This is a genomic window from Pseudomonas sp. LBUM1658, from assembly GCF_059716055.1.
The window spans coordinates 6,211,374-6,237,367 of sequence record NZ_CP166798.1 but is presented as its reverse complement, the minus strand read 5'-3'; the positions used below and the strand labels follow the sequence as shown (position 1 = coordinate 6,237,367).

Below are 25,994 nucleotides of genomic sequence, written 5' to 3'. Positions count from 1 at the left end.
CGGCGTTTTGCTGTCTGCAAATCAGGCCGGGTAGATGGCGCCCAGTACTCGCAAACCGCGAGCGCCAGTGACACTCGGGCGATTGGCGGCAATGCCTTCCAGGCAGCAATGCGCCAGCCAGGCGAAAGCCATGGCCTCGACCCAGTCCGGATCGACGCCATAAGCGGCGGTGCTGCTGACGGTGGTGCTGGGCAGCAGGGCAGCGAGGCGGCTCATTAACGCAGCGTTGTGGGCGCCGCCGCCGCAAACCAGCAGCTCTTGCGTCTCGCCTTGCGCGGCCTGCAATGACTCGACGATGGTCTGGGCGGTCAACTCAAGCAGAGTCGCCTGCACATCTTCAGTAGCCAGTGCGGGCAGGCCTGTCAGGTGTTGCTGCAGCCATTGCAGGTTGAACACTTCACGACCGGTGCTCTTCGGGCCTTTGCTCAGGAAGAAGGGATCGCTGAGCAAGACATTCAGTAGCGCGGGTTCCACCTTGCCACTGGCGGCCCATTGGCCGTCGCGATCAAAGTTGTCGCCGCGTTGCAGGTGAATCCAGGCATCCAGCAGAACATTCCCGGGACCGCAGTCAAAGCCGGCAACAGGTTTGCCTGTCTCGATCAGGCTGAGATTGCTGAACCCGCCAACATTCAGCACGGCGCGATGACCTGCTCGCTGATCAAACAGCGCCTCGTGGAAGGCTGGAACCAGTGGAGCGCCCTGGCCACCGGCGGCCACGTCACGACTGCGGAAATCGCTGACGACGGTGATCCCGGTCAGTTCGGTCAGCAGTGCCGGGTTGCCAATCTGCACCGTGAAGCCCCGCGAGGGCTCATGGCGGATGGTTTGCCCGTGGCTGCCAATAGCCCGAATCGCTTCGGGTTTCAGATGATGTTTGTCGAGGAGGGCGCGGATGCCCTGAGCGGCCAGTTGCACCCAGTTTTGTTGGGCGATGGCCGAGCGGGCAATCTCGTCGGGACCGCTGGCGCACAAGCCAAGCAGCTCGGCGCGCAGGGTTTCAGGCATGGGGATGTAGTGCGTGGCGATCAGCCTGATCGCCGGTGCCTGCTCGATCAGGGCGATATCCAGGCCATCAAGGCTGGTCCCGGACATCACGCCTATATAGAGCGCCATGGTTTAGCGCTTGCTCGAGGCTAGTGTGGTGGCTTTTTCCTGATCCATCCGCGCCATCAGTGGCTGACTCTGTTGCTGGAAACGCGCGCGCTCTGCTTTGCTTATCGGATCGGCCATGGCCACCTTCTGGCCCAGAGGGTCGACGTGCACACCATTGACCTGGAACTCGTAGTGCAAGTGTGGGCCCGTGGAAAGGCCTGTGGTGCCGATGTAGCCGATAACCTGGCCCTGCTTCACGCTGCCGCCGGTCTTGACGCCTTTGGCGAAGCCTTGCATGTGGCCGTAGAGCGTGCGGTAGGTGTTGCCGTGCTGGATGATCACGGTGTTGCCGTAACCGCCGCGGCGCCCGGCCAACAGAACCTTGCCGTCACCGGCTGCCTTGATCGGCGTACCGCGTGGCGCTGCGTAATCGACGCCTTTGTGGGCGCGGATCTTGTTCAGGATCGGGTGCTTGCGACCCATGGAGAAGCGCGAGCTGATACGGGCGAAGTCTACCGGCGTGCGAATGAAAGCTTTGCGCATACTGTTGCCGTCAGCGGTGTAGTAGCTGCTGGTACCTTGCTTGTTGGTGTAGCGCACGGCGGTGTAAGTCTTGCCGCGGTTGATGAAACGGGCGGAAAGGATAGGGCCGGTGCCGACGGTCTTGCCATTGACGACTTTCTGCTCGTAGATCACATCGAACTGGTCACCCGGGCGAATATCCTGGGCGAAGTCGACGTCGTAGCCAAATACGCTGGCCATGTCCATGGTCAGTTTATGAGACAGGCCGGCGCGGGCCGCGGACTGCGAGAGCGAACTGTTGATCACCCCGTGAATATAGGCCGAGCGCACGGTGGGCTTGGAAGTGAGGCGATTGAAGGCAAAGCCTTTGGCGCCCTTGGTCAGAGTGATGCTTTCGAGGTCGCTGACCTGGCTGTGCAGGTTCTTCAGCTGGCCATCAGCGTCCAGTTCGAACTCGAGTTTCTGGCCGCGTTTGAGCTGGGTGAACTGCTTGGCCTGTTTGTCGCTGGCGAGGATTTCTTGCACGGAAGTCGCGGGCAGCCCGACTTTCTCGAACAGTGTGGAAAGCGTATCGCCTTTGGCAACCACAACTTCCCGGTGTTCAGGGCCTTTTTTCTCTTCTGCCATCGCTGGTGTTACGACTGCTGGAGCGGGCTGTGCTTGAGCGGTTTGCGGGGGTTCTTCCGCGCTGTTTTCGATCTGTGCAAACGGCGAAGCGGCCACTTCATTTGTGGCTTGCTCGACTTCTGCAGCGTCTTGATCTTGTGTCAGTTGCTCGACCGGGGCTTCCAGGTCGAGATTCAGAGTCGTTCTTTTGGCTTCTACGTCACTGGAAGGGAACACCAGGAGCGCCAGGCTGAGTAAGGCGGCGATACCACTTGCGGCGAGCAGGTGGGTCTTCGGATAAAGCGGCGGCGCTTTAGGCGGTTTGGAGGTCATAGGTATTCTTGACTTTGAGAAAGATGAATTGGAAAAGATGACTGACATGATGAAGATGAAATAACTGTATAAAATATAACCAAATCGTCTGTGAAGCAAGCCTGCGAACGTTCCGTTCGTGGAATGGCCTCCGTACGCCGGGCAAAACTTGTAATTGGCCCGTGATCTTGTATGGTTGGCTCCCTTTGAATCTGAGCCTTGCGGGTCTGTTATGAAGTCGGTTGAAGAGCAGCTAGCGCTGATCAAACGTGGTGCGGAAGAGGTGTTGGTCGAGTCCGAGCTGATCGAGAAGCTCAAGCGTGGCCAGCCGCTACGTATTAAGGCTGGTTTCGATCCGACGGCGCCGGATTTGCACCTGGGCCACACCGTGCTTATTAATAAGCTGCGCCAGTTCCAGGATCTGGGGCATCAGGTGATCTTCCTGATCGGTGACTTCACCGGCATGATCGGTGATCCGAGCGGCAAGAGCGCAACGCGTCCTCCGCTGACCCGTGAGCAGGTTCTCGAGAATGCCGAGACCTACAAGACCCAGGTATTCAAGATTCTCGATCCGGCCAGGACCGAGGTGGCGTTCAACTCCACCTGGATGGACCAGATGGGGCCGGCGGACTTCATTCGCCTCACCTCGCAATACACCGTGGCGCGGATGCTCGAGCGCGACGATTTCGACAAGCGCTACTCGACCAATCAACCGATCGCGATCCACGAGTTTCTCTATCCGCTGGTTCAGGGGTATGACTCGGTAGCGCTGCGAGCCGACGTCGAACTGGGTGGCACCGATCAGAAGTTCAACCTGCTAATGGGGCGTGAGTTGCAGCGCGCCTATGGTCAGGAGGCGCAGTGCATTCTCACCATGCCGTTGCTGGAAGGCCTGGATGGCGTGAAGAAGATGTCCAAGTCCCTGGGTAACTACGTGGGGATTCAGGAAGCGCCGGGTGTCATGTACGGCAAGCTGGTTTCGATTCCGGACGAGCTGATGTGGCGCTACTTCGAGCTGCTCAGCTTTCGCTCGATGGACGAGATTGCAGTCTTCAAGGCTGACGTCGAGGCAGGCGCCAATCCTCGAGATATCAAGATCAAGCTGGCCGAAGAGATCGTTGCGCGCTTCCATGGTGAAGAAGCCGCGGCGAATGCTCATCGTGGCGCCGGCAACCGTATGAAGGATGGCGAGCTGCCGGATGATCTGCCAGAGATCGAATTGACCGCGACTGAAGACATGCCGATTGCCGCCGTCCTTAATAAGGCAGGCCTGGTGAAGAACTCGGCAGTGGCGCGCGACCTTCTGGGTTCCGGTGGTGTGCGTATAGATGGTGAGGTGGTTGATCGCACCTATATATATGCATTGGGCGCGACCCATGTTTGTCAGGCCGGGAAGAAGGCATTTGCACGTATTACGCTGAAACCTGAGTAAAGCTGAAATTAGGGGTTGACGGCAGATCCTGGAAGTCTATAATTCGCCCCACTTCCGGCGCAGTCGAAACGGAAAACTCCTTGGTAAACAAAGAGTTACGCAGTTTTCGGCAGCGAGTTGCTTCAGCTCATCGAAGCCCAGAAGGAGTTGGTAAGGTCGGCTGGTTTGACGCTATCAACGGTTCGATCCACTCGGTCGAAAGCGGTGTAAAACAGGTGTTGACAGCAGCGAGTAACGCTGTAGAATTCGCCTCCCGCTAACGAGTGATCGGAAGCGCCAAGTGGTTGAAGTTACAAAGGAAACTTTGAAAACTTCTGAAAATAACCGCTTGACAGCAGCAGAGGAAAGCGTAGAATGCGCGCCTCGGTTGAGACGAAAGATCTTAACCAACCGCTCTTTAACAACTGAATCAAGCAATTCGTGTGGGTGCTTGTGGAGTCAGACTGATAGTCAACAAGATTATCAGCATCACAAGTTACTCCGCGAGAAATCAAAGATGTAACCAACGATTGCTGAGCTAAATTTAGGGTTTTCTAAAAACCCAAAGATGTTTGAACTGAAGAGTTTGATCATGGCTCAGATTGAACGCTGGCGGCAGGCCTAACACATGCAAGTCGAGCGGCAGCACGGGTACTTGTACCTGGTGGCGAGCGGCGGACGGGTGAGTAATGCCTAGGAATCTGCCTGGTAGTGGGGGATAACGTTCGGAAACGGACGCTAATACCGCATACGTCCTACGGGAGAAAGCAGGGGACCTTCGGGCCTTGCGCTATCAGATGAGCCTAGGTCGGATTAGCTAGTTGGTGGGGTAATGGCTCACCAAGGCGACGATCCGTAACTGGTCTGAGAGGATGATCAGTCACACTGGAACTGAGACACGGTCCAGACTCCTACGGGAGGCAGCAGTGGGGAATATTGGACAATGGGCGAAAGCCTGATCCAGCCATGCCGCGTGTGTGAAGAAGGTCTTCGGATTGTAAAGCACTTTAAGTTGGGAGGAAGGGCCGTTACCTAATACGTGATGGTCTTGACGTTACCGACAGAATAAGCACCGGCTAACTCTGTGCCAGCAGCCGCGGTAATACAGAGGGTGCAAGCGTTAATCGGAATTACTGGGCGTAAAGCGCGCGTAGGTGGTTCGTTAAGTTGGATGTGAAATCCCCGGGCTCAACCTGGGAACTGCATTCAAAACTGTCGAGCTAGAGTATGGTAGAGGGTGGTGGAATTTCCTGTGTAGCGGTGAAATGCGTAGATATAGGAAGGAACACCAGTGGCGAAGGCGACCACCTGGACTGATACTGACACTGAGGTGCGAAAGCGTGGGGAGCAAACAGGATTAGATACCCTGGTAGTCCACGCCGTAAACGATGTCAACTAGCCGTTGGGAGCCTTGAGCTCTTAGTGGCGCAGCTAACGCATTAAGTTGACCGCCTGGGGAGTACGGCCGCAAGGTTAAAACTCAAATGAATTGACGGGGGCCCGCACAAGCGGTGGAGCATGTGGTTTAATTCGAAGCAACGCGAAGAACCTTACCAGGCCTTGACATCCAATGAATCTGCCAGAGATGGCGGAGTGCCTTCGGGAACATTGAGACAGGTGCTGCATGGCTGTCGTCAGCTCGTGTCGTGAGATGTTGGGTTAAGTCCCGTAACGAGCGCAACCCTTGTCCTTAGTTACCAGCACGTTAAGGTGGGCACTCTAAGGAGACTGCCGGTGACAAACCGGAGGAAGGTGGGGATGACGTCAAGTCATCATGGCCCTTACGGCCTGGGCTACACACGTGCTACAATGGTCGGTACAGAGGGTTGCCAAGCCGCGAGGTGGAGCTAATCCCAGAAAACCGATCGTAGTCCGGATCGCAGTCTGCAACTCGACTGCGTGAAGTCGGAATCGCTAGTAATCGCGAATCAGAATGTCGCGGTGAATACGTTCCCGGGCCTTGTACACACCGCCCGTCACACCATGGGAGTGGGTTGCACCAGAAGTAGCTAGTCTAACCTTCGGGAGGACGGTTACCACGGTGTGATTCATGACTGGGGTGAAGTCGTAACAAGGTAGCCGTAGGGGAACCTGCGGCTGGATCACCTCCTTAATCGACGACATCAGCTGCTCCATAAGTTCCCACACGAATTGCTTGATTCATTGAAGAAGACGATAGAAGCAGCTTTAAGCTCCACGCTGATAGCTCACGCTAACAGTTACAAGCTCGAAATTGGGTCTGTAGCTCAGTTGGTTAGAGCGCACCCCTGATAAGGGTGAGGTCGGCAGTTCGAATCTGCCCAGACCCACCAATTTTGTGTGGGACACGCCTGTAGAAATACGGGGCCATAGCTCAGCTGGGAGAGCGCCTGCCTTGCACGCAGGAGGTCAACGGTTCGATCCCGTTTGGCTCCACCACTTACTGCTTCTGACTTGTAAAGCTTAGAAATGAGCATTCCATCACTGTGATGGTGAATGTTGATTTCTGATCTTTTTGATTAGATCGTTCTTTAAAAATTTGGGTATGTGATAGAAAGATAGACTGGACAGCACTTTCACTGGTGTTGTTACAGGCTAAGGTAAAATTTGTGAGTTAAATTGCGAATTTTCGGCGAATGTCGTCTTCACAGTATAACCAGATTGCTTGGGGTTATATGGTCAAGTGAAGAAGCGCATACGGTGGATGCCTTGGCAGTCAGAGGCGATGAAAGACGTGGTAGCCTGCGAAAAGCTTCGGGGAGTCGGCAAACAGACTTTGATCCGGAGATGTCTGAATGGGGGAACCCACCTAACATAAGTTAGGTATCTTACGCTGAATACATAGGCGTAAGAAGCGAACCAGGGGAACTGAAACATCTAAGTACCCTGAGGAAAAGAAATCAACCGAGATTCCCTTAGTAGTGGCGAGCGAACGGGGACTAGCCCTTAAGTGGCTTTGAGATTAGCGGAACGCTCTGGAAAGTGCGGCCATAGTGGGTGATAGCCCTGTACGCGAAAATCTCTTGGTCATGAAATCGAGTAGGACGGGGCACGAGAAACCTTGTCTGAATATGGGGGGACCATCCTCCAAGGCTAAATACTACTGACTGACCGATAGTGAACTAGTACCGTGAGGGAAAGGCGAAAAGAACCCCGGAGAGGGGAGTGAAATAGATCCTGAAACCGTATGCGTACAAGCAGTGGGAGCCCACTTTGTTGGGTGACTGCGTACCTTTTGTATAATGGGTCAGCGACTTATTTTCAGTGGCGAGCTTAACCGAATAGGGGAGGCGTAGCGAAAGCGAGTCTTAATAGGGCGTCTAGTCGCTGGGAATAGACCCGAAACCGGGCGATCTATCCATGGGCAGGTTGAAGGTTGGGTAACACTAACTGGAGGACCGAACCGACTACCGTTGAAAAGTTAGCGGATGACCTGTGGATCGGAGTGAAAGGCTAATCAAGCTCGGAGATAGCTGGTTCTCCTCGAAAGCTATTTAGGTAGCGCCTCATGTATCACTGTAGGGGGTAGAGCACTGTTTCGGCTAGGGGGTCATCCCGACTTACCAAACCGATGCAAACTCCGAATACCTACAAGTGCCGAGCATGGGAGACACACGGCGGGTGCTAACGTCCGTCGTGAAAAGGGAAACAACCCAGACCGTCAGCTAAGGTCCCAAAGTTATGGTTAAGTGGGAAACGATGTGGGAAGGCTTAGACAGCTAGGAGGTTGGCTTAGAAGCAGCCACCCTTTAAAGAAAGCGTAATAGCTCACTAGTCGAGTCGGCCTGCGCGGAAGATTTAACGGGGCTCAAACCATACACCGAAGCTACGGGTATCACTTAGGTGATGCGGTAGAGGAGCGTTCTGTAAGCCTGTGAAGGTGAGTTGAGAAGCTTGCTGGAGGTATCAGAAGTGCGAATGCTGACATGAGTAACGATAATGGGTGTGAAAAACACCCACGCCGAAAGACCAAGGTTTCCTGCGCAACGTTAATCGACGCAGGGTTAGTCGGTCCCTAAGGCGAGGCTGAAAAGCGTAGTCGATGGAAAACAGGTTAATATTCCTGTACTTCTGGTTATTGCGATGGAGGGACGGAGAAGGCTAGGCCAGCTTGGCGTTGGTTGTCCAAGTTTAAGGTGGTAGGCTGGACTCTTAGGTAAATCCGGGAGTCTAAGGCCGAGAGCTGATGACGAGTGTTCTTTTAGAACACGAAGTGGTTGATGCCATGCTTCCAAGAAAAGCTTCTAAGCTTCAGGTAACCAGGAACCGTACCCCAAACCGACACAGGTGGTTGGGTAGAGAATACCAAGGCGCTTGAGAGAACTCGGGTGAAGGAACTAGGCAAAATGGCACCGTAACTTCGGGAGAAGGTGCGCCGGTGAGGGTGAAGCATTTACTGCGTAAGCCCATGCCGGTCGAAGATACCAGGCCGCTGCGACTGTTTATTAAAAACACAGCACTCTGCAAACACGAAAGTGGACGTATAGGGTGTGACGCCTGCCCGGTGCCGGAAGGTTAATTGATGGGGTTAGCTAACGCGAAGCTCTTGATCGAAGCCCCGGTAAACGGCGGCCGTAACTATAACGGTCCTAAGGTAGCGAAATTCCTTGTCGGGTAAGTTCCGACCTGCACGAATGGCGTAACGATGGCGGCGCTGTCTCCACCCGAGACTCAGTGAAATTGAAATCGCTGTGAAGATGCAGTGTATCCGCGGCTAGACGGAAAGACCCCGTGAACCTTTACTATAGCTTTGCACTGGACTTTGAATTTGCTTGTGTAGGATAGGTGGGAGGCTTTGAAGCGTGGACGCCAGTTCGCGTGGAGCCAACCTTGAAATACCACCCTGGCAACTTTGAGGTTCTAACTCAGGTCCGTTATCCGGATCGAGGACAGTGTATGGTGGGTAGTTTGACTGGGGCGGTCTCCTCCTAAAGAGTAACGGAGGAGTACGAAGGTGCGCTCAGACCGGTCGGAAATCGGTCGTAGAGTATAAAGGCAAAAGCGCGCTTGACTGCGAGACAGACACGTCGAGCAGGTACGAAAGTAGGTCTTAGTGATCCGGTGGTTCTGTATGGAAGGGCCATCGCTCAACGGATAAAAGGTACTCCGGGGATAACAGGCTGATACCGCCCAAGAGTTCATATCGACGGCGGTGTTTGGCACCTCGATGTCGGCTCATCACATCCTGGGGCTGAAGCCGGTCCCAAGGGTATGGCTGTTCGCCATTTAAAGTGGTACGCGAGCTGGGTTTAGAACGTCGTGAGACAGTTCGGTCCCTATCTGCCGTGGACGTTTGAGATTTGAGAGGGGCTGCTCCTAGTACGAGAGGACCGGAGTGGACGAACCTCTGGTGTTCCGGTTGTCACGCCAGTGGCATTGCCGGGTAGCTATGTTCGGAATAGATAACCGCTGAAAGCATCTAAGCGGGAAACTAGCCTCAAGATGAGATCTCACTGGGACCTTGAGTCCCCTGAAGGGCCGTCGAAGACTACGACGTTGATAGGTTGGGTGTGTAAGCGCTGTGAGGCGTTGAGCTAACCAATACTAATTGCCCGTGAGGCTTGACCATATAACACCCAAGCAATTTGTTGGCCCTGCTTTTGGAAACAAAGAGAGGGCACCAGATTGCGGTGTGTGAAGACGAAACGAACCGAAAGTTCGAGATACTCACAAAACACCAAGCTATCACATACCCATTCGCTGGAGCGTGAACCTGAAAAGGCCCACGACCCGGCTACCGAATTTCTTGACGACCATAGAGCATTGGAACCACCTGATCCCATCCCGAACTCAGCAGTGAAACGATGCATCGCCGATGGTAGTGTGGGGTTTCCCCATGTGAGAGTAGGTCATCGTCAAGATTAAATTCCGAAACCCCTATCTGCGTATGCAGGTAGGGGTTTTGTTTTTGTGGCTGGAAAAGCAGCAAGTGGCAAGAGAGAAGCGGTGCTGCGCCCGGCGCGACCTCGCTTACAGCTTGAAGCTTATAGCTTGCCGCTCAACTCATAGCTATCATGCGTGCCTTATTGTGAGGCGAGACTTGCATGCTGACGTTGTTGAAGCTTCTGAAGGATGGCCGATTCCATTCCGGGCAGGCGCTAGGTGCTGCTTTGGGCATCAGCCGCAGTGCTGTGTGGAAGCAACTGCAGCAGCTGGAAATTGAGCTGGGTTTGTCCATTCATAAGGTCCGTGGCCGCGGTTATCAGCTGGCCGCGCCCCTCACGCTGTTGAGTGCTGCCGAAATAAGCGAGCATTCGGCTGCTTGTGCCTGGCCTGTTCTGGTCTTTGATTCCATCGACTCCACTAATGCAGAAGCCTTGCGCTCCATAGAGCGCGGGATGGCCGCGCCGTTCCTGGTGCTGGCCGAACGGCAGACTGCTGGCCGTGGTCGACGTGGTCGCACGTGGGTGAGTCCGTTTGCCGAAAATGTTTATTACAGCCTGGTGCTGCGCGTTGAGGGTGGAATGCGTCAACTGGAGGGGCTCAGTTTGGTTGTAGGGTTGGCGGTAATGCGCACCCTGCAAGAGTTGGGTATCTCTGGTGCGGGTTTGAAGTGGCCAAATGATGTCCTGGTCGGTCAAAAGAAGATCGCCGGGATTTTGCTGGAGTTGGTCGGGGACCCCGCGGATGTCTGTCACGTCGTGTTGGGTGTCGGGATTAATGTGAACATGCAGATGACCGAAGAAGTCGATCAGCAATGGACATCGGTACGACTCGAGACCGGCAAGGCCTTTGATCGCAATCTACTGGTGGCCCGTCTGGGAGACATGCTCCAGGCCTATTTGTTTCGCCATCAGGAGTCAGGATTTTCGGCTATCCAGGCGGAGTGGGAGCAGAACCATCTGTGGCAAGGGTGCGCGGTTTCCTTGATTGCCGGAGTCAACCGGATTGACGGCGTTGTAATGGGCATCGATCGGCAAGGCGCACTGCGTTTGAAGGTAGGTGATGTGGAAAAAGTCTTCAGTGGTGGTGAGCTCAGTCTGAGGTTGCGTAATGATTCTTGAGCTTGACTGCGGTAACAGCTTCATCAAATGGCGCGTGCTTCATGCTGATGCCACTCGTATGTTTGCCGAGGGTGTGGTTGATTCGGATCTTGCCTTGCTGGAGAGTTTGCGTGGGCTTGATGGCCTGGCTCTCAAGCACTGTAGGCTGGTCAGTGTCCGGACCAACGAAGAAACCGCTGTGCTGGTGTCTTCATTAGTCGAGGGGTTTGGTGTCTCTATTGCGCGCGCGGTGCCGGCTCGTGAGATGGCAGGGGTTCGTAATGGCTACGAGGATTACGAGAGGCTGGGGCTGGATCGCTGGCTAGCGATGCTCGGAGGCTTTCACCTTGCATCCGGAGCCTGCCTGGTGCTCGATTTCGGAACAGCGGTGACAGCGGACTTCATTGCTGCCGACGGTGAGCACCTGGGAGGCTTCATCTGTCCGGGAATGCCGCTGATGCGCAATCAGTTGCGCACCCACACGCGGCGAATCCGCTATGACGACCTGGCGGCCGAGCGTGCCCTGGAAAAACTGGTTCCAGGTGTTACAACGGTTGAGGCGGTCGAGCGCGGATGCTCGTTGATGCTCAGGGGGTTTGTCCTGACGCAGCTGGAGTTGGCACGCAGCTACTGGGGTGAGGATTTTGTGGTATTTCTCACCGGTGGTGATGCGGGTCTGGTGTCCGAAGTCGTGCCTGGGGCCAGGGTTGTTCCTGATCTTGTATTTGTAGGCTTGGCTATGGCTTGTCCTTTGTCTTGAGGTTTTTATGCGCTGGTTGTTTCTGTTGTTGCTGGTTCTCAATGGGTTCTATTACGTCTGGCATCAACAGGAAGCACCCCTGCGAGCGAAAGATGTGACGCCGCTGAGCCTGTATCGCGGTTCGCAGCAGGATATCCGCTTGCTGAGTGAGTCGGACGATGCTCTGGCAAAGCTTAACAAGGCCAAGGCGGCTGGGGCGGACAGCAATTGCCTCTATGTCGGAGGTTTTACTCGTCAGGAGAAGCTCCGGGAGCTTGAGCAGCGCTTGAGCGGGCTTGATATCAGGGCTCGGCCACTGCTGCCAGCTCGCGCAGACGACAGCGGTTTGTGGTTGCGGGTGGCGCCGGAAAGCCGGCATTTGGCCAATGAGCTGCTGCTGCAAAACCTTGCTAAAGAATTCAATGAGTTAAAACATAAAATAATGCCGTGCGAAGGCATTGCAACTGTCGAATAGTTTGCATAGAATGGCGCCCGCTTCGCAGTGAAGACCTTTAACGGTCAACGGTGCAAAGCGAGGTCAACGCAGCTAACCTCAGGTTTTTAATGAGAAAATGCTTGACAGAAGGGCAGCATGATATAGAATGCTGCCTCGCTTAGGAGGGGTTCCCGAGCGGCCAAAGGGATCAGACTGTAAATCTGACGTCTACGACTTCGAAGGTTCGAATCCTTCCCCCTCCACCAATTTAGCGCGAGCTGAAAGCTCCGCGGGTATAGTTTAGTGGTAGAACCTCAGCCTTCCAAGCTGATGATGCGGGTTCGATTCCCGCTACCCGCTCCAAGTTTTCAGGTTGTGCAATGTGTTTCGCTCTTGTAGCTCAGTTGGTAGAGCACACCCTTGGTAAGGGTGAGGTCAGCGGTTCAAATCCGCTCAAGAGCTCCATATAACAAGGCAGATATGAAAATATCTGCCTTTGTTTTAATGGGTAGTGTGACTTGCTTAATTCTTCTCCTGAGGGTGATTTCGATGGCTAAGGAAAAGTTCGAACGTAATAAGCCGCACGTTAACGTTGGTACCATTGGTCACGTCGACCACGGTAAAACCACCCTGACTGCAGCTCTGACTCGCGTTTGTTCCGAAGTTTTCGGTAGTGCGAAGGTTGACTTCGACAAGATCGATAGCGCCCCAGAAGAAAAAGCTCGTGGCATTACCATCAACACCGCTCACGTTGAATACGATTCGGCCGTGCGTCACTACGCACACGTCGACTGCCCAGGTCACGCTGACTATGTGAAGAACATGATCACCGGTGCTGCGCAGATGGATGGTGCGATTCTGGTTTGCTCGGCCGCTGATGGTCCGATGCCACAAACCCGTGAGCACATCCTGTTGTCGCGTCAGGTTGGTGTTCCGTACATCGTTGTCTTCCTGAACAAGGCGGACATGGTTGATGATGCCGAGCTGCTCGAGCTGGTTGAAATGGAAGTGCGCGATCTGTTGAGCACTTACGATTTCCCGGGCGATGACACTCCGATCATCATCGGCTCTGCGCTGATGGCTCTGAACGGTCAAGACGATAACGAAATGGGCACCAGTGCCGTTCGTAAGCTGGTCGAGACTCTGGATAGCTACATTCCAGAGCCGGTTCGCGCTATCGACAAGCCGTTCCTGATGCCGATCGAGGATGTGTTCTCGATTTCCGGTCGCGGTACTGTTGTAACTGGCCGTATCGAGCGTGGCATTGTAAAGATTCAGGAAGAGATCGAAATTGTAGGTCTGCGTGACACCATCAAGACTACCTGTACCGGTGTCGAGATGTTCCGCAAGCTGCTCGACGAAGGTCGTGCAGGCGAAAACTGCGGAGTGTTGCTGCGTGGTACCAAGCGTGACGATGTCGAGCGTGGCCAGGTACTGGTCAAGCCGGGTAGCGTCAAGCCGCATACCAAGTTCGTTGCTGAAGTTTATGTTCTGAGCAAGGAAGAAGGCGGTCGTCATACGCCGTTCTTCAAAGGCTACCGTCCACAGTTCTACTTCCGTACGACTGATGTGACTGGTAACTGTGAGCTGCCAGAAGGCGTTGAGATGGTGATGCCGGGTGATAACGTTCAGATGACCGTTACCCTGATCAAGACCATTGCGATGGAAGATGGCTTGCGTTTCGCCATTCGTGAGGGCGGTCGTACCGTCGGCGCGGGTGTTGTGGCAAAAGTTATCGAGTAAGTTGTTGAAGTATCTCTGTCGGGCCGACATAATGGTCGGCCTGATTTTGTTTTTAGGTCAGTAGCTCAATTGGCAGAGCGACGGTCTCCAAAACCGTAGGTTGGGGGTTCGATTCCCTCCTGACCTGCCAGATTCACTCGGTGTGTCTGGCTTTCTTTTCACAGGATTTTCTTAGATGACTCCCAAGGCTGAAGCTCAAGGTTCTCGCTTCGATCTGCTCAAGTGGCTTGTAGTAGTCGCTTTGGTGGTTGTTGGTGTTGTGGGTAATCAGTATTACTCCGCTTCGCCGATCCTGTATCGCGTACTCGCTTTGCTTGTCATTGCTGCTGTAGCTGCTTTTGTAGGCCTACAGACCGCCAAGGGCAAGTCTTTCTTTGTACTCGCTAAGGAAGCTCGCACCGAAATCCGTAAAGTCGTATGGCCAACTCGCCAAGAAACCACGCAGACCACGTTGATCGTAGTGGCTGTTGTCCTGGTTATGGCGTTGCTGTTGTGGGGGCTTGATTCCCTGCTCGGCTGGCTTGTTTCCTTGATTGTTGGCTAAGGGTGTCCCGTGGCTAAGCGTTGGTACGTTGTGCATGCTTACTCGGGTTACGAGAAGCATGTCATGCGCTCGTTGATGGAGCGTGTAAAGCTGGCTGGCATGGAAGAAGGCTTCGGCGAAATTCTGGTTCCCACTGAAGAAGTGGTTGAAATGCGTAATGGCCAGAAACGCAAAAGCGAGCGCAAGTTCTTCCCAGGTTATGTGCTGGTACAGATGGATATGAATGAGGGTACTTGGCACTTGGTCAAGGATACTCCTCGCGTCATGGGCTTCATCGGCGGAACCGCTGACAAGCCTGCGCCGATCACCGACAAAGAGGCGGAAGCAATTCTGCGTCGCGTTGCTGACGGTAGCGACAAGCCGAAACCGAAAACGTTGTTCGAGCCGGGTGAAGTGGTACGTGTCACCGACGGTCCGTTCGCCGATTTCAATGGTACGGTCGAAGAAGTTAACTACGAAAAGAGCCGGATCCAAGTGGCTGTGCTTATTTTCGGTCGCTCTACTCCGGTAGAGCTAGAGTTCAGTCAGGTCGAAAAGGCATAACTGAACAAGCATCCCATACCCCGCAGCCTAAGGCTGTGGGGTTTTGTCGTCACTGGGATAAACGCGCAAGTAACCGGGGAGCCTTTCGAGGCGTTCGAACCCGTAATTGGAGTGCCTCATGGCCAAGAAGATTACCGCTTACATCAAGCTGCAAGTGAAGGCCGCTCAGGCTAACCCAAGCCCACCTGTTGGTCCTGCTCTGGGTCAGCACGGCGTGAACATCATGGAATTCTGCAAGGCTTTCAACGCCCGTACTCAGGGTATTGAGCCAGGTCTGCCGACTCCAGTGATCATCACTGTCTACAGCGACCGTAGCTTCACTTTCGAAACCAAATCCACCCCTGCTTCGGTTCTGCTGAAGAAGGCTGCTGGTCTGACTAGCGGTTCCGCTCGTCCGAACACCGTCAAGGTTGGCACCGTTACCCGTGCTCAGCTGGAAGAAATCGCGAAAACCAAAAACGCGGATCTGACTGCAGCTGATATGGATGCAGCCGTGCGTACTATCGCCGGTTCTGCTCGTAGCATGGGCCTTAACGTGGAGGGTGTGTAATGGCTAAGCTGACCAAGCGCCAAAAGGCTATCGCCGGCAAAATCGAAGCAGGCAAGGCCTACAACTTTGTAGACGCCGCTGCACTGCTGACCGAGCTGTCGACTGTCAAGTTCAGCGAATCGGTTGATATCGCTGTAAACCTGGGTGTTGACCCGCGTAAATCCGACCAGGTTGTTCGTAGCGCTACTGTGCTGCCACATGGCACTGGCAAGACTGTTCGCGTTGCTGTGTTCACCCAGGGCCCGGCAGCTGAAGCTGCTCTGGCTGCCGGCGCTGATCGCGTAGGCATGGACGACCTGGCTGCCGAAATGAAAGGCGGCGACCTGAACTATGACGTAGTTATTGCTTCCCCGGATGCAATGCGCGTTGTTGGTCAGTTGGGTCAGATCCTCGGTCCACGTGGCCTGATGCCTAACCCGAAAGTCGGCACCGTTACTCCGGACGTCGCTACCGCGGTTAAAAATGCCAAGGCTGGTCAGGTTCGTTATCGCACCGACAAAAACGGCATCATTCACACCTCCGTTGGCAAGGTCGGTTTCGACGCCGTCAAGCTGAAGGAAAACGTTGAAGCCCTGATCGCTGATCTGAAGCGTATCAAGCCAGCTTCCTCGAAAGGTATCTACGTCAAGCGCGTTACCCTGAGCACCACCATGGGCCCAGGTCTGGTCATCGACCAAGGCTCGCTGGACGTATAAGACACAGGTTGGCGCAAGCGATTGCGCCAATTGAAAGATTGGGGTCCCTGCCTGGCGGGGGCTATCCAAGACCGTAGGCGACGCAAGTCTTAAACCTTAAGCCTACGCAGATGGTGCTCCCGGTTCCTTACCGAATCAGACACCAAAACGACATCCGGCTTCGGTTGGATGAAACGGTAACAAGCAGGAGTTTTTCCCGTGGCAATTAAACTTGAAGACAAGAAGGCCATCGTCGCTGAAGTCAACAAGGCTGCCCAAGTTGCTCTGTCCGCTGTCGTGGCTGATGCCCGTGGCGTAACAGTAGGCGCTATGACCGGACTCCGTAAAGAGGCTCGTGAAGCTGGCGTTTACGTACGTGTTGTACGTAACACCCTGCTCAAGCGCGCTGTTGCCGGCACTCAATATGACGTGCTCAACAACGTGTTCACTGGCCCTACCTTGATTGCATTCTCCAACGAACACCCAGGCGCTGCTGCCCGTTTGTTCAAGGAATTTGCAAAAGGTCAGGATAAGTTCGAGATCAAGGCAGCTGCGTTCGAGGGTAACTACCTCGCGGCTAACCAGATCGACGTACTGGCAACTCTGCCGACCCGTGACGAAGCAATTTCTCAGCTGATGAGCGTGATTCAAGGCGCTACCAGCAAGTTGGCTCGTACTCTGGCGGCTCTTCGCGACCAGAAAGAAGCTGTCGCAGCCTGAGGCTGAGCAGCTCCTTTTTACGTTTATTGTTTATTTCGATGGCCGCGTAGGCCGTCACCCCAATACAGGAATTTATAGTCATGTCTCTGACTAACGACCAAATCATCGAAGCAATCGGCGAAAAATCCGTTCTGGAAATCGTTGAGCTGATCAAGGCCATGGAAGAGAAGTTCGGCGTTTCCGCTGCCGCTGCTTCCGCAGGTCCAGCTGCCGTTGCTGCCGTTGTTGAAGAACAAACTGAATTCAACGTCAATCTGGTTGAGACTGGCGAGAAGAAAGTTAACGTGATCAAGGCTGTACGTGAACTGACCGGTCTGGGCTTGAAAGAAGCCAAGGCTGTAGTTGACGGCTGCCCAGGCATGGTTCTGGAAGCTGTATCGAAAGACGCAGCTGAGAAAGCCAAGGCCGTCTTGGAAGAAGCAGGCGCTAAAGTCGAGCTGAAGTAAGCATCGACTTTGCGTCTCCAGCCCAAGCGTTAAGCGGAAGGCTGATGGCTGGTGGCTCTTGCCACCGGCCTTTTTCCGTTATTGGCAATCGACTCGGTCGTCGCCTCTAACGCGCTGTAACCACCCGATGCGGTGGCGCAAACCATGGGGTTTGCAAGATTTTCTGGCTGCTCCCGTCGGGAGGGGCCAAACAAGCAGGTGACCAAGCTGGGGAACGCTGATGGCTTACTCATATACTGAGAAAAAACGTATCCGCAAGGACTTTAGCAAGTTGCCGGACGTCATGGATGTGCCGTATCTCCTGGCAATCCAGCTGGATTCGTATCGTGAATTCTTGCAGGCGGGAGCGACTAAAGATCAGTTCCGCGACGTGGGCCTGCATGCGGCCTTCAAATCCGTTTTCCCGATCATCAGCTACTCCGGCAATGCTGCGCTGGAGTACGTCGGTTATCGCCTGGGCGAACCGGCATTTGATGTGAAAGAATGCGTGCTGCGCGGTGTCACGTACGCCGTACCTTTGCGGGTAAAAGTCCGTCTGATCATTTTCGACAAAGAATCGTCGAACAAAGCGATCAAGGACATCAAAGAGCAAGAAGTCTACATGGGTGAAATCCCCCTGATGACTGAGAACGGTACCTTCGTAATCAACGGTACCGAGCGCGTAATCGTTTCCCAGTTGCACCGTTCCCCGGGCGTGTTCTTCGACCACGACCGCGGCAAGACGCACAGCTCCGGTAAACTGCTGTACTCCGCGCGTATCATCCCTTACCGCGGTTCGTGGCTGGACTTCGAGTTCGACCCGAAAGACTGCGTGTTCGTGCGTATCGACCGTCGTCGCAAGCTGCCTGCATCGGTACTGCTGCGTGCGCTCGGCTATACCACTGAACAAGTGCTCGACGCGTTCTACACCACCAACGTTTTCCATGTGAGCGGCGAAACCCTCAACCTGGAACTGGTGCCTCAGCGCCTGCGTGGTGAAATCGCTGTCATCGATATCCTCGATGACAAAGGCAAGGTTATTGTCGAGCAGGGTCGTCGTATCACCGCTCGCCACATCAACCAGCTGGAAAAAGCCGGGATCAAAGAGTTGGTTATGCCCCTGGACTATGTCCTGGGTCGCACTACCGCCAAGGTCATCGTGCATCCGGCAACCGGCGAAATCCTGGCAGAGTGCAACACCGAGCTGAATACCGAGATCCTGGCAAAAATCGCCAAGGCTCAGGTCGTTCGCATCGAGACTCTGTACACCAACGATATCGACTGCGGTCCGTTCGTCTCCGACACCCTGAAGATCGACTCCACCAGCAACCAATTGGAAGCGCTGGTCGAGATCTATCGCATGATGCGTCCTGGCGAGCCACCAACCAAAGACGCCGCCGAGACCCTGTTCAACAACCTGTTCTTCAGCCCTGAGCGCTATGACCTGTCTGCGGTCGGCCGGATGAAGTTCAACCGTCGTATCGGTCGTACCGAGATCGAAGGTTCGGGCGTGTTGTGCAAGGAAGACATCGTCGCGGTTCTGAAGACTCTGGTCGACATCCGTAACGGTAAAGGCATCGTCGATGACATCGACCACCTGGGTAACCGTCGTGTTCGCTGCGTAGGCGAGATGGCCGAGAACCAGTTCCGCGTTGGCCTGGTACGTGTTGAGCGTGCGGTCAAAGAGCGTCTGTCGATGGCTGAAAGCGAAGGCCTGATGCCGCAAGACCTGATCAATGCCAAGCCAGTGGCTGCGGCGGTGAAAGAGTTCTTCGGTTCCAGCCAGCTTTCCCAGTTCATGGACCAGAACAACCCGCTGTCCGAGATCACCCACAAGCGTCGTGTTTCTGCACTCGGTCCTGGCGGTTTGACTCGTGAGCGCGCTGGCTTTGAAGTTCGTGACGTACACCCGACTCACTACGGTCGTGTATGCCCGATTGAAACGCCGGAAGGTCCGAACATCGGTCTGATCAACTCCCTGGCTGCCTATGCGCGCACCAACCAGTACGGCTTCCTCGAAAGCCCGTACCGTGTGGTGAAAGACGCTCTGGTCACCGACGAGATCGTGTTCCTGTCCGCCATCGAAGAAGCTGATCACGTGATCGCTCAGGCTTCGGCCACGATGAACGACAAGAAAATGCTGATCGACGAACTGGTAGCTGTTCGTCACTTGAACGAGTTCACCGTCAAGGCGCCGGAAGACGTCACCTTGATGGACGTATCGCCGAAGCAGGTAGTTTCGGTTGCAGCGTCGCTGATCCCGTTCCTCGAGCACGATGACGCCAACCGTGCGTTGATGGGTTCGAACATGCAGCGTCAGGCTGTACCTACCCTGCGTGCTGACAAGCCGCTGGTCGGTACCGGCATGGAGCGTAACGTAGCCCGTGACTCCGGCGTTTGCGTCGTGGCTCGTCGTGGCGGCGTGATCGACTCCGTTGATGCCAGCCGTATCGTGGTTCGTGTTGCTGATGATGAAGTTGAAACCGGTGAAGCCGGTGTCGACATCTACAACCTGACCAAGTACACCCGCTCCAACCAGAACACCTGCATCAACCAGCGTCCGCTGGTTCGCAAGGGTGATCGGGTTCAGCGCAGCGACATCATGGCTGATGGTCCGTCCACCGATATGGGTGAGCTGGCTTTGGGTCAGAACATGCGCATCGCGTTCATGGCCTGGAACGGTTACAACTTCGAAGACTCCATCTGCCTGTCCGAGCGTGTTGTTCAGGAAGATCGCTTCACCACGATCCACATCCAGGAACTGACCTGTGTGGCACGTGACACCAAGCTTGGGCCAGAGGAAATCACTGCAGACATCCCGAACGTGGGTGAAGCTGCACTGAACAAGCTGGACGAAGCCGGTATCGTTTATGTAGGTGCTGAAGTTGGCGCAGGCGACATTCTGGTCGGTAAGGTCACTCCGAAAGGCGAGACCCAGCTGACTCCGGAAGAGAAGCTGTTGCGAGCCATCTTCGGTGAAAAAGCCAGCGACGTTAAAGACACTTCCCTGCGCGTGCCTACCGGCACCAAGGGTACCGTCATCGACGTACAGGTCTTCACCCGCGACGGCGTTGAGCGTGATGCTCGTGCACTGTCGATCGAGAAGACTCAGCTCGACGAGATCCGCAAGGATCTGAACGAAGAGTTCCGTATCGTTGAAGGCGCGACTTTCGAACGTCTGCGTTCCGCTCTGGTCGGCCACAAAGCCGAAGGCGGCGCCGGCCTGAAGAAAGGTCAGGAAATCACCGACGAAGTTCTCGACGGTCTTGAGCATGGTCAGTGGTTCAAGCTGCGCATGGCGGAAGATGCTCTGAACGAGCAGCTCGAGAAGGCTCAGGCCTACATCGTTGATCGCCGCCGTCTGCTGGACGACAAGTTCGAAGACAAGAAGCGCAAACTGCAGCAGGGCGATGACCTGGCTCCAGGCGTGCTGAAAATCGTCAAGGTTTACCTGGCAATCCGTCGTCGCATCCAGCCGGGCGACAAGATGGCCGGTCGTCACGGTAACAAAGGTGTGGTCTCCGTGATCATGCCGGTTGAAGACATGCCGCACGATGCCAATGGCACCCCGGTCGACGTCGTCCTCAACCCGTTGGGCGTACCTTCGCGTATGAACGTTGGTCAGATCCTCGAAACCCACCTGGGCCTCGCGGCCAAAGGTCTGGGCGAGAAGATCAACCGCATGATCGAAGAGCAGCGTAAAGTTGCCGATCTGCGCAAGTTCCTGCACGAGATCTACAACGAGATCGGCGGTCGCAACGAAGATCTGGACAGCTTCTCCGACCAGGAAATCCTGGATCTGGCGAAGAACCTGCGTGGCGGCGTTCCAATGGCCACTCCAGTGTTCGACGGTGCCAAGGAAAGCGAAATCAAGGCCATGCTGAAACTGGCGGACCTGCCAGAAAGCGGCCAGATGCAGCTGACCGACGGCCGTACCGGCAACAAGTTCGAGCGCCCGGTTACTGTTGGCTACATGTACATGCTGAAGCTGAACCACTTGGTAGACGACAAGATGCACGCTCGTTCTACCGGTTCGTACAGCCTGGTTACCCAGCAGCCGCTGGGTGGTAAGGCGCAGTTCGGTGGTCAGCGTTTCGGGGAGATGGAGGTCTGGGCACTGGAAGCATACGGTGCTGCTTACACTCTGCAAGAAATGCTCACAGTGAAGTCGGACGATGTGAACGGCCGGACCAAGATGTACAAAAACATCGTGGACGGCGATCACCGTATGGAGCCGGGCATGCCCGAGTCCTTCAACGTGTTGATCAAGGAAATTCGTTCCCTCGGCATCGATATCGATCTGGAAACCGAATAACACGTGACGCGAATCGAGAGCGGGGCAGGATTGCCCGCTCTCTGCTCCGCCAGGAGGAAAGGCCTTGAAAGACCTACTGAATTTGCTGAAAAACCAGGGTCAAGTCGAAGAGTTCGACGCCATCCGTATTGGATTGGCATCGCCTGAGATGATCCGTTCGTGGTCGTTCGGTGAAGTTAAAAAGCCGGAAACCATCAACTACCGTACGTTCAAACCAGAACGTGACGGTCTGTTCTGCGCCAAGATCTTTGGCCCGGTAAAGGATTACGAGTGCCTGTGCGGTAAGTACAAGCGCTTGAAGCACCGTGGTGTGATCTGCGAGAAGTGCGGCGTTGAAGTCGCGCTGGCCAAAGTTCGTCGTGAGCGCATGGCGCACATCGAACTGGCTTCGCCAGTTGCCCACATCTGGTTCCTGAAATCGCTGCCGTCCCGTATCGGCTTGCTGATGGACATGACCCTGCGTGATATCGAACGCGTTCTCTACTTCGAGAGCTATGTCGTTATCGATCCAGGCATGACCACCCTTGAAAAAGGTCAGCTGCTCAACGACGAGCAGTACTTCGAAGCGCTGGAAGAGTTCGGCGACGATTTCGATGCCCGCATGGGTGCCGAAGCCGTTCGTGAACTGCTGCACGCTATCGATCTGGAACACGAGATTGGCCGCCTGCGTGAAGAAATTCCGCAAACCAACTCCGAAACCAAAATCAAGAAGCTGTCCAAGCGTCTGAAGTTGATGGAAGCCTTCCAGGGTTCCGGCAACCTTCCAGAATGGATGGTGCTGACCGTTCTGCCGGTTCTGCCGCCAGATCTGCGTCCACTGGTCCCGCTGGATGGCGGTCGCTTCGCGACTTCCGACCTCAACGATCTGTATCGTCGAGTGATCAACCGTAACAACCGCTTGAAGCGTCTGCTCGATCTGTCCGCTCCGGACATCATCGTGCGCAACGAAAAGCGTATGTTGCAGGAAGCCGTCGATGCACTGCTCGACAACGGTCGTCGTGGCCGCGCTATCACCGGTTCCAACAAGCGTCCTCTGAAATCCCTGGCTGACATGATCAAGGGTAAGCAGGGTCGTTTCCGTCAGAACTTGCTCGGTAAGCGTGTTGACTACTCCGGTCGTTCGGTAATTACCGTAGGTCCGACCCTGCGTCTGCACCAGTGCGGTCTGCCGAAGAAAATGGCTCTCGAGCTGTTCAAACCGTTCATTTTCGGCAAGCTGGAAATGCGTGGTCTCGCGACCACCATCAAAGCGGCCAAGAAAATGGTCGAGCGCGAACTGCCAGAGGTTTGGGACGTTCTCGCTGAAGTGATTCGCGAACACCCGGTTCTCCTCAACCGTGCACCGACCCTTCACCGTCTGGGTATCCAGGCGTTTGAGCCGGTACTGATCGAAGGCAAGGCTATCCAGCTGCACCCTCTGGTCTGTGCTGCGTACAACGCCGACTTCGACGGCGACCAAATGGCCGTGCACGTACCGCTGACGCTGGAAGCCCAGCTCGAAGCGCGTGCGTTGATGATGTCGACCAACAACATTCTGTCGCCAGCCAACGGTGAGCCAATCATCGTTCCGTCGCAGGACGTTGTATTGGGTCTGTACTACATGACTCGTGAAGCGATCAACGCCAAGGGCGAAGGTCGGGTGTTCGCGGATCTGCAGGAAGTTGACCGTGTGTTCCGTGCCGGCGAAGCCGCACTGCACGCCAAGGTCAAAGTGCGGATCAACGAAACCGTCAACGATCGTGATGGTGGCAGCGTCAAGAACACCCGTATCGTCGACACCACTGTCGGCCGTGCGCTGTTGTTCCAGGTTGTTCCACCAGGCCTGTCGTACGACGTCGTCAACCAGCCGATGAAGAAAAAGGCGATCTCCAAGCTGATCAACCAATGCTACCGCGTGGTTGGTTTGAAAGAGACCGTGATCTTCGCCGACCAGTTGATGTACACCGGTTTTGCCTATTCGACCATTTCCGGCGTTTCCATCGGTGTTAACGACTTCGTTATCCCGGATGAGAAAGCGGCCATCATCGGTGCTGCTACCGATGAAGTGAAAGAAATCGAAAGTCAGTACGCCTCCGGCCTGGTAACCCAGGGCGAGAAGTACAACAAAGTGATCGACCTTTGGTCCAAGGCCAACGACGAAGTTTCCAAGGCGATGATGTCGAACCTCTCGAAAGAGCGGGTTATCGACCGTCACGGCGTCGAAGTCGACCAAGAGTCCTTCAACTCGATGTACATGATGGCCGACTCGGGCGCACGGGGTTCTGCTGCGCAGATCCGTCAGCTCGCCGGTATGCGTGGCCTGATGGCCAAGCCGGACGGTTCCATCATTGAAACGCCGATTACTGCGAACTTCCGTGAAGGTTTGAGCGTACTTCAGTACTTCATCTCCACTCACGGTGCTCGTAAAGGTTTGGCGGATACCGCGTTGAAAACTGCGAACTCCGGTTACCTGACTCGTCGTCTGGTAGACGTGGCGCAGGATCTGGTCGTGACCGAGATCGATTGCGGCACCGAACACGGTCTGGTAATGACTCCGCACATTGAAGGCGGTGACGTTGTAGAGCCGTTGGGTGAGCGCGTATTGGGTCGTGTCATTGCCCGTGACGTATTCAAGCCAGGTACCGAGGACGTTATCGTTCCTGCCGGCACCCTGGTTGATGAGAAGTGGGTCGAGTTCATCGAACTCAACAGCATCGACGAAGTGATCGTACGTTCGCCGATCAGCTGCGAAACCCGCTATGGCATCTGTGCCAAGTGCTACGGCCGTGATCTGGCTCGTGGTCACCAGGTGAACATCGGTGAAGCGGTCGGCGTTATCGCTGCCCAGTCCATCGGTGAGCCGGGTACCCAGCTGACCATGCGTACGTTCCACATCGGTGGTGCGGCAAGCCGGACCTCCGCAGCCGACAGCGTTCAGGTGAAGAATGGCGGTACCGTCCGTCTGCACAACCTGAAGCACGTTGAGCGAGTGGATGGCTGCCTGGTTGCTGTGTCCCGTTCCGGTGAGCTGGCAATCGCTGATGACTACGGTCGTGAGCGCGAGCGCTACAAGCTGCCGTACGGTGCCGTGATTTCGGTTAAAGAAGGTGACAAGGTCGACGCTGGCGCTATCGTGGCCAAGTGGGATCCGCACACTCACCCAATCGTTACCGAAATGAAAGGTACCGTGACCTACGTGGGCATGGAAGAAGGCATCACGATCAAGCGTCAGACTGACGAATTGACCGGTATGACCAACATTGAAGTACTCGACGCCAAAGACCGTCCAGCTGCCGGTAAAGACATTCGTCCTGCCGTGAAGATGGTCGGTGTCGATGGCAAGGATCTGCTGTTGCCAGGTACCGACGTACCGGCTCAGTACTTCCTGCCAGCCAACGCCCTGGTTGGCGTGGCGGATGGCGTGCAGGTTGCGATCGGTGATGTTATCGCGCGTATCCCGCAAGAAACTTCGAAAACCCGTGACATTACAGGTGGTCTGCCGCGTGTTGCCGACTTGTTCGAAGCCCGTCGTCCGAAAGAAGCCTCGATTCTGGCTGAAGTCAGCGGCACCATCGCGTTCGGTAAAGAGACCAAAGGCAAGCGCCGTCTGGTCATTACCCCGAACGACGGTACCGATCCGTATGAAGAGCTGATTCCGAAGTGGCGTCACCTGAACGTCTTCGAAGGCGAACAGGTTAACCGCGGCGAAGTTATCTCCGACGGTCCGAGCGATCCACACGACATCCTGCGTTTGCTGGGTGTGAGTGCGCTGGCCAAGTACATCGTTAACGAGATTCAGGACGTTTACCGTCTGCAAGGCGTGAAGATCAACGATAAGCACATCGAGACCATCTTGCGTCAGATGCTGCGTAAAGTTGAAATCGCTGAATCCGGCGATTCCACTTTCATCAAGGGCGACCAGATGGAATTGACTCACGTTTTGGTCGAGAACGAGCGTTTGAGCGCGGACGAGAAATTCGTTTCCAAGTTCACTCGCGTTCTGCTGGGTATCACCAAGGCGTCGTTGTCCACCGAATCGTTCATCTCGGCGGCCTCTTTCCAGGAGACCACTCGCGTACTGACCGAAGCGGCGGTAACCGGCAAGCGCGATTACCTGCGCGGCCTGAAAGAAAACGTGGTCGTGGGTCGTCTGATCCCGGCCGGTACCGGTCTGGCTTATCACAGCGAGCGCAAACGTCGCCGTGATGCTGACAAGCCGTTGCGCGTGAGCGCCAGTGAAGTGGAAGCTGCACTGACCGAAGCACTGAACTCGAGCGGTAACTGAGTTCTGCGGTAAATAAGTGTCGGGCCCTGGCAGCCCTGCCTGACCAGCCTGGGGATCTTTCCCCAGGGTTGGAAGGGTAGGGAGGTCGGGGCCTTGCCTTGACTGGGGACGAGAAGCTCTTTAGACTCTTGTACCC

The 25,994-nt window shown here is 55.2% G+C and carries 15 protein-coding genes, 6 tRNA genes and 3 rRNA genes; 22 read left to right on the top strand and 2 right to left on the bottom strand.

Annotated features, from left to right (window positions below; translation table 11 throughout):
* Positions 1-21: 21 nt before the first annotated feature.
* Complete coding sequence (locus tag ACA064_RS28850; protein ID WP_497671133.1) at positions 22-1,113, bottom strand: anhydro-N-acetylmuramic acid kinase; 1,092 nt, start codon at positions 1,111-1,113, stop codon at positions 22-24.
* Between the two features lie 3 nt (positions 1,114-1,116).
* Entirely contained in the window at positions 1,117-2,553 is a 1,437-nt protein-coding gene (locus ACA064_RS28845; RefSeq protein WP_497671132.1) for a peptidoglycan DD-metalloendopeptidase family protein, read from the bottom strand.
* Between the two features lie 211 nt (positions 2,554-2,764).
* Here ACA064_RS28845 and tyrS point away from each other — a divergent pair, with 211 nt between their 5' ends.
* The 22 genes from tyrS to rpoC all read left to right on the top strand — a co-directional run bounded on the left by tyrS (position 2,765) and on the right by rpoC (position 25,858).
* Positions 2,765-3,964: a tyrosine--tRNA ligase gene (gene tyrS / locus ACA064_RS28840; protein WP_150640346.1), complete on the top strand. Its 1,200-nt coding sequence runs from the start codon at positions 2,765-2,767 to the stop codon at positions 3,962-3,964.
* A gap of 553 nt (positions 3,965-4,517) precedes the next feature.
* Positions 4,518-6,056: ribosomal RNA gene (locus tag ACA064_RS28835) — 16S ribosomal RNA — on the top strand.
* A 122-nt stretch (positions 6,057-6,178) separates the two neighbouring features.
* Positions 6,179-6,255, top strand: a tRNA-Ile gene (locus ACA064_RS28830).
* A gap of 30 nt (positions 6,256-6,285) precedes the next feature.
* Positions 6,286-6,361, top strand: a tRNA-Ala gene (locus tag ACA064_RS28825).
* Between the two features lie 238 nt (positions 6,362-6,599).
* Positions 6,600-9,491, top strand: a 23S ribosomal RNA gene (locus ACA064_RS28820).
* A 176-nt stretch (positions 9,492-9,667) separates the two neighbouring features.
* A 5S ribosomal RNA gene (gene rrf / locus ACA064_RS28815) occupies positions 9,668-9,783 on the top strand.
* The 16S, 23S and 5S rRNA genes sit together here with 2 tRNA genes alongside, the layout of an rRNA operon.
* A gap of 183 nt (positions 9,784-9,966) precedes the next feature.
* Positions 9,967-10,926: a bifunctional biotin--[acetyl-CoA-carboxylase] ligase/biotin operon repressor BirA gene (gene birA / locus ACA064_RS28810; protein WP_497671131.1), complete on the top strand. Its 960-nt coding sequence runs from the start codon at positions 9,967-9,969 to the stop codon at positions 10,924-10,926.
* Complete coding sequence (locus ACA064_RS28805) at positions 10,916-11,665, top strand: pantothenate kinase (protein WP_497671130.1); 750 nt, start codon at positions 10,916-10,918, stop codon at positions 11,663-11,665. Before birA ends, ACA064_RS28805 begins: the two co-directional genes overlap by 11 nt.
* A 7-nt stretch (positions 11,666-11,672) precedes the next feature.
* Positions 11,673-12,119 (top strand): hypothetical protein, encoded by a 447-nt coding sequence (locus ACA064_RS28800; RefSeq protein ID WP_497671129.1) that lies wholly within the window; start codon positions 11,673-11,675, stop codon positions 12,117-12,119.
* Positions 12,120-12,261: 142 nt separating this feature from the next.
* Positions 12,262-12,346 (top strand) — tRNA-Tyr (locus ACA064_RS28795).
* Between the two features lie 23 nt (positions 12,347-12,369).
* Positions 12,370-12,443, top strand: a tRNA-Gly gene (locus ACA064_RS28790).
* A 26-nt stretch (positions 12,444-12,469) separates the two neighbouring features.
* Positions 12,470-12,545, top strand: a tRNA-Thr gene (locus tag ACA064_RS28785).
* Positions 12,546-12,629: 84 nt separating this feature from the next.
* Entirely contained in the window at positions 12,630-13,823 is a 1,194-nt protein-coding gene (gene tuf, locus ACA064_RS28780) for an elongation factor Tu (protein WP_489073788.1), read from the top strand.
* Between the two features lie 54 nt (positions 13,824-13,877).
* A tRNA-Trp gene (locus ACA064_RS28775) sits at positions 13,878-13,953 on the top strand.
* A gap of 45 nt (positions 13,954-13,998) precedes the next feature.
* Positions 13,999-14,367, top strand: coding sequence for a preprotein translocase subunit SecE (secE, locus tag ACA064_RS28770; protein WP_419708338.1), 369 nt, complete (start codon positions 13,999-14,001; stop codon positions 14,365-14,367).
* Positions 14,368-14,376: 9 nt separating this feature from the next.
* Positions 14,377-14,910, top strand: a complete 534-nt coding sequence (gene nusG / locus ACA064_RS28765) for a transcription termination/antitermination protein NusG (protein ID WP_150804249.1) — start codon at positions 14,377-14,379, stop codon at positions 14,908-14,910.
* Positions 14,911-15,028: 118 nt separating this feature from the next.
* Entirely contained in the window at positions 15,029-15,460 is a 432-nt protein-coding gene (gene rplK / locus ACA064_RS28760) for a 50S ribosomal protein L11 (RefSeq protein ID WP_003210097.1), read from the top strand.
* A complete protein-coding gene (gene rplA, locus ACA064_RS28755) occupies positions 15,460-16,155 on the top strand; it encodes a 50S ribosomal protein L1 (protein WP_150642949.1) in 696 nt (231 codons plus the stop codon). Before rplK ends, rplA begins: the two co-directional genes overlap by 1 nt.
* A 198-nt stretch (positions 16,156-16,353) precedes the next feature.
* A complete protein-coding gene (gene rplJ, locus ACA064_RS28750) occupies positions 16,354-16,854 on the top strand; it encodes a 50S ribosomal protein L10 (RefSeq protein WP_497671128.1) in 501 nt (166 codons plus the stop codon).
* A gap of 80 nt (positions 16,855-16,934) precedes the next feature.
* On the top strand, positions 16,935-17,300 hold the full coding sequence (gene rplL / locus ACA064_RS28745; RefSeq protein ID WP_128872505.1) for a 50S ribosomal protein L7/L12: 366 nt from the start codon (positions 16,935-16,937) through the stop codon (positions 17,298-17,300).
* A 220-nt stretch (positions 17,301-17,520) separates the two neighbouring features.
* The gene (gene rpoB, locus ACA064_RS28740; protein ID WP_497671127.1) at positions 17,521-21,594 is read left to right on the top strand and encodes a DNA-directed RNA polymerase subunit beta; all 4,074 of its coding nucleotides are present in this window, start codon (positions 17,521-17,523) and stop codon (positions 21,592-21,594) included.
* A gap of 64 nt (positions 21,595-21,658) precedes the next feature.
* Complete coding sequence (gene rpoC / locus ACA064_RS28735; RefSeq protein ID WP_497671126.1) at positions 21,659-25,858, top strand: DNA-directed RNA polymerase subunit beta'; 4,200 nt, start codon at positions 21,659-21,661, stop codon at positions 25,856-25,858.
* Positions 25,859-25,994: the final 136 nt, after the last annotated feature.

What these genes read in the sequence shown, in the direction of transcription:
- rplL (WP_128872505.1), top strand. Translation starts at nt 16,935, where the DNA reads ATGTCTCTGACTAACGACCAAATCATCGAAGCAATCGGCGAAAAATCC.
- birA (WP_497671131.1), top strand. Translation starts at nt 9,967, where the DNA reads ATGCTGACGTTGTTGAAGCTTCTGAAGGATGGCCGATTCCATTCCGGG.
- ACA064_RS28850 (WP_497671133.1), bottom strand. Translation starts at nt 1,113, where the DNA reads ATGGCGCTCTATATAGGCGTGATGTCCGGGACCAGCCTTGATGGCCTG.
- rplA (WP_150642949.1), top strand. Translation starts at nt 15,460, where the DNA reads ATGGCTAAGCTGACCAAGCGCCAAAAGGCTATCGCCGGCAAAATCGAA.
- ACA064_RS28805 (WP_497671130.1), top strand. Translation starts at nt 10,916, where the DNA reads ATGATTCTTGAGCTTGACTGCGGTAACAGCTTCATCAAATGGCGCGTG.
- ACA064_RS28845 (WP_497671132.1), bottom strand. Translation starts at nt 2,553, where the DNA reads ATGACCTCCAAACCGCCTAAAGCGCCGCCGCTTTATCCGAAGACCCAC.
- rplK (WP_003210097.1), top strand. Translation starts at nt 15,029, where the DNA reads ATGGCCAAGAAGATTACCGCTTACATCAAGCTGCAAGTGAAGGCCGCT.
- rpoB (WP_497671127.1), top strand. Translation starts at nt 17,521, where the DNA reads ATGGCTTACTCATATACTGAGAAAAAACGTATCCGCAAGGACTTTAGC.
- tyrS (WP_150640346.1), top strand. Translation starts at nt 2,765, where the DNA reads ATGAAGTCGGTTGAAGAGCAGCTAGCGCTGATCAAACGTGGTGCGGAA.
- ACA064_RS28800 (WP_497671129.1), top strand. Translation starts at nt 11,673, where the DNA reads ATGCGCTGGTTGTTTCTGTTGTTGCTGGTTCTCAATGGGTTCTATTAC.
- tuf (WP_489073788.1), top strand. Translation starts at nt 12,630, where the DNA reads ATGGCTAAGGAAAAGTTCGAACGTAATAAGCCGCACGTTAACGTTGGT.
- secE (WP_419708338.1), top strand. Translation starts at nt 13,999, where the DNA reads ATGACTCCCAAGGCTGAAGCTCAAGGTTCTCGCTTCGATCTGCTCAAG.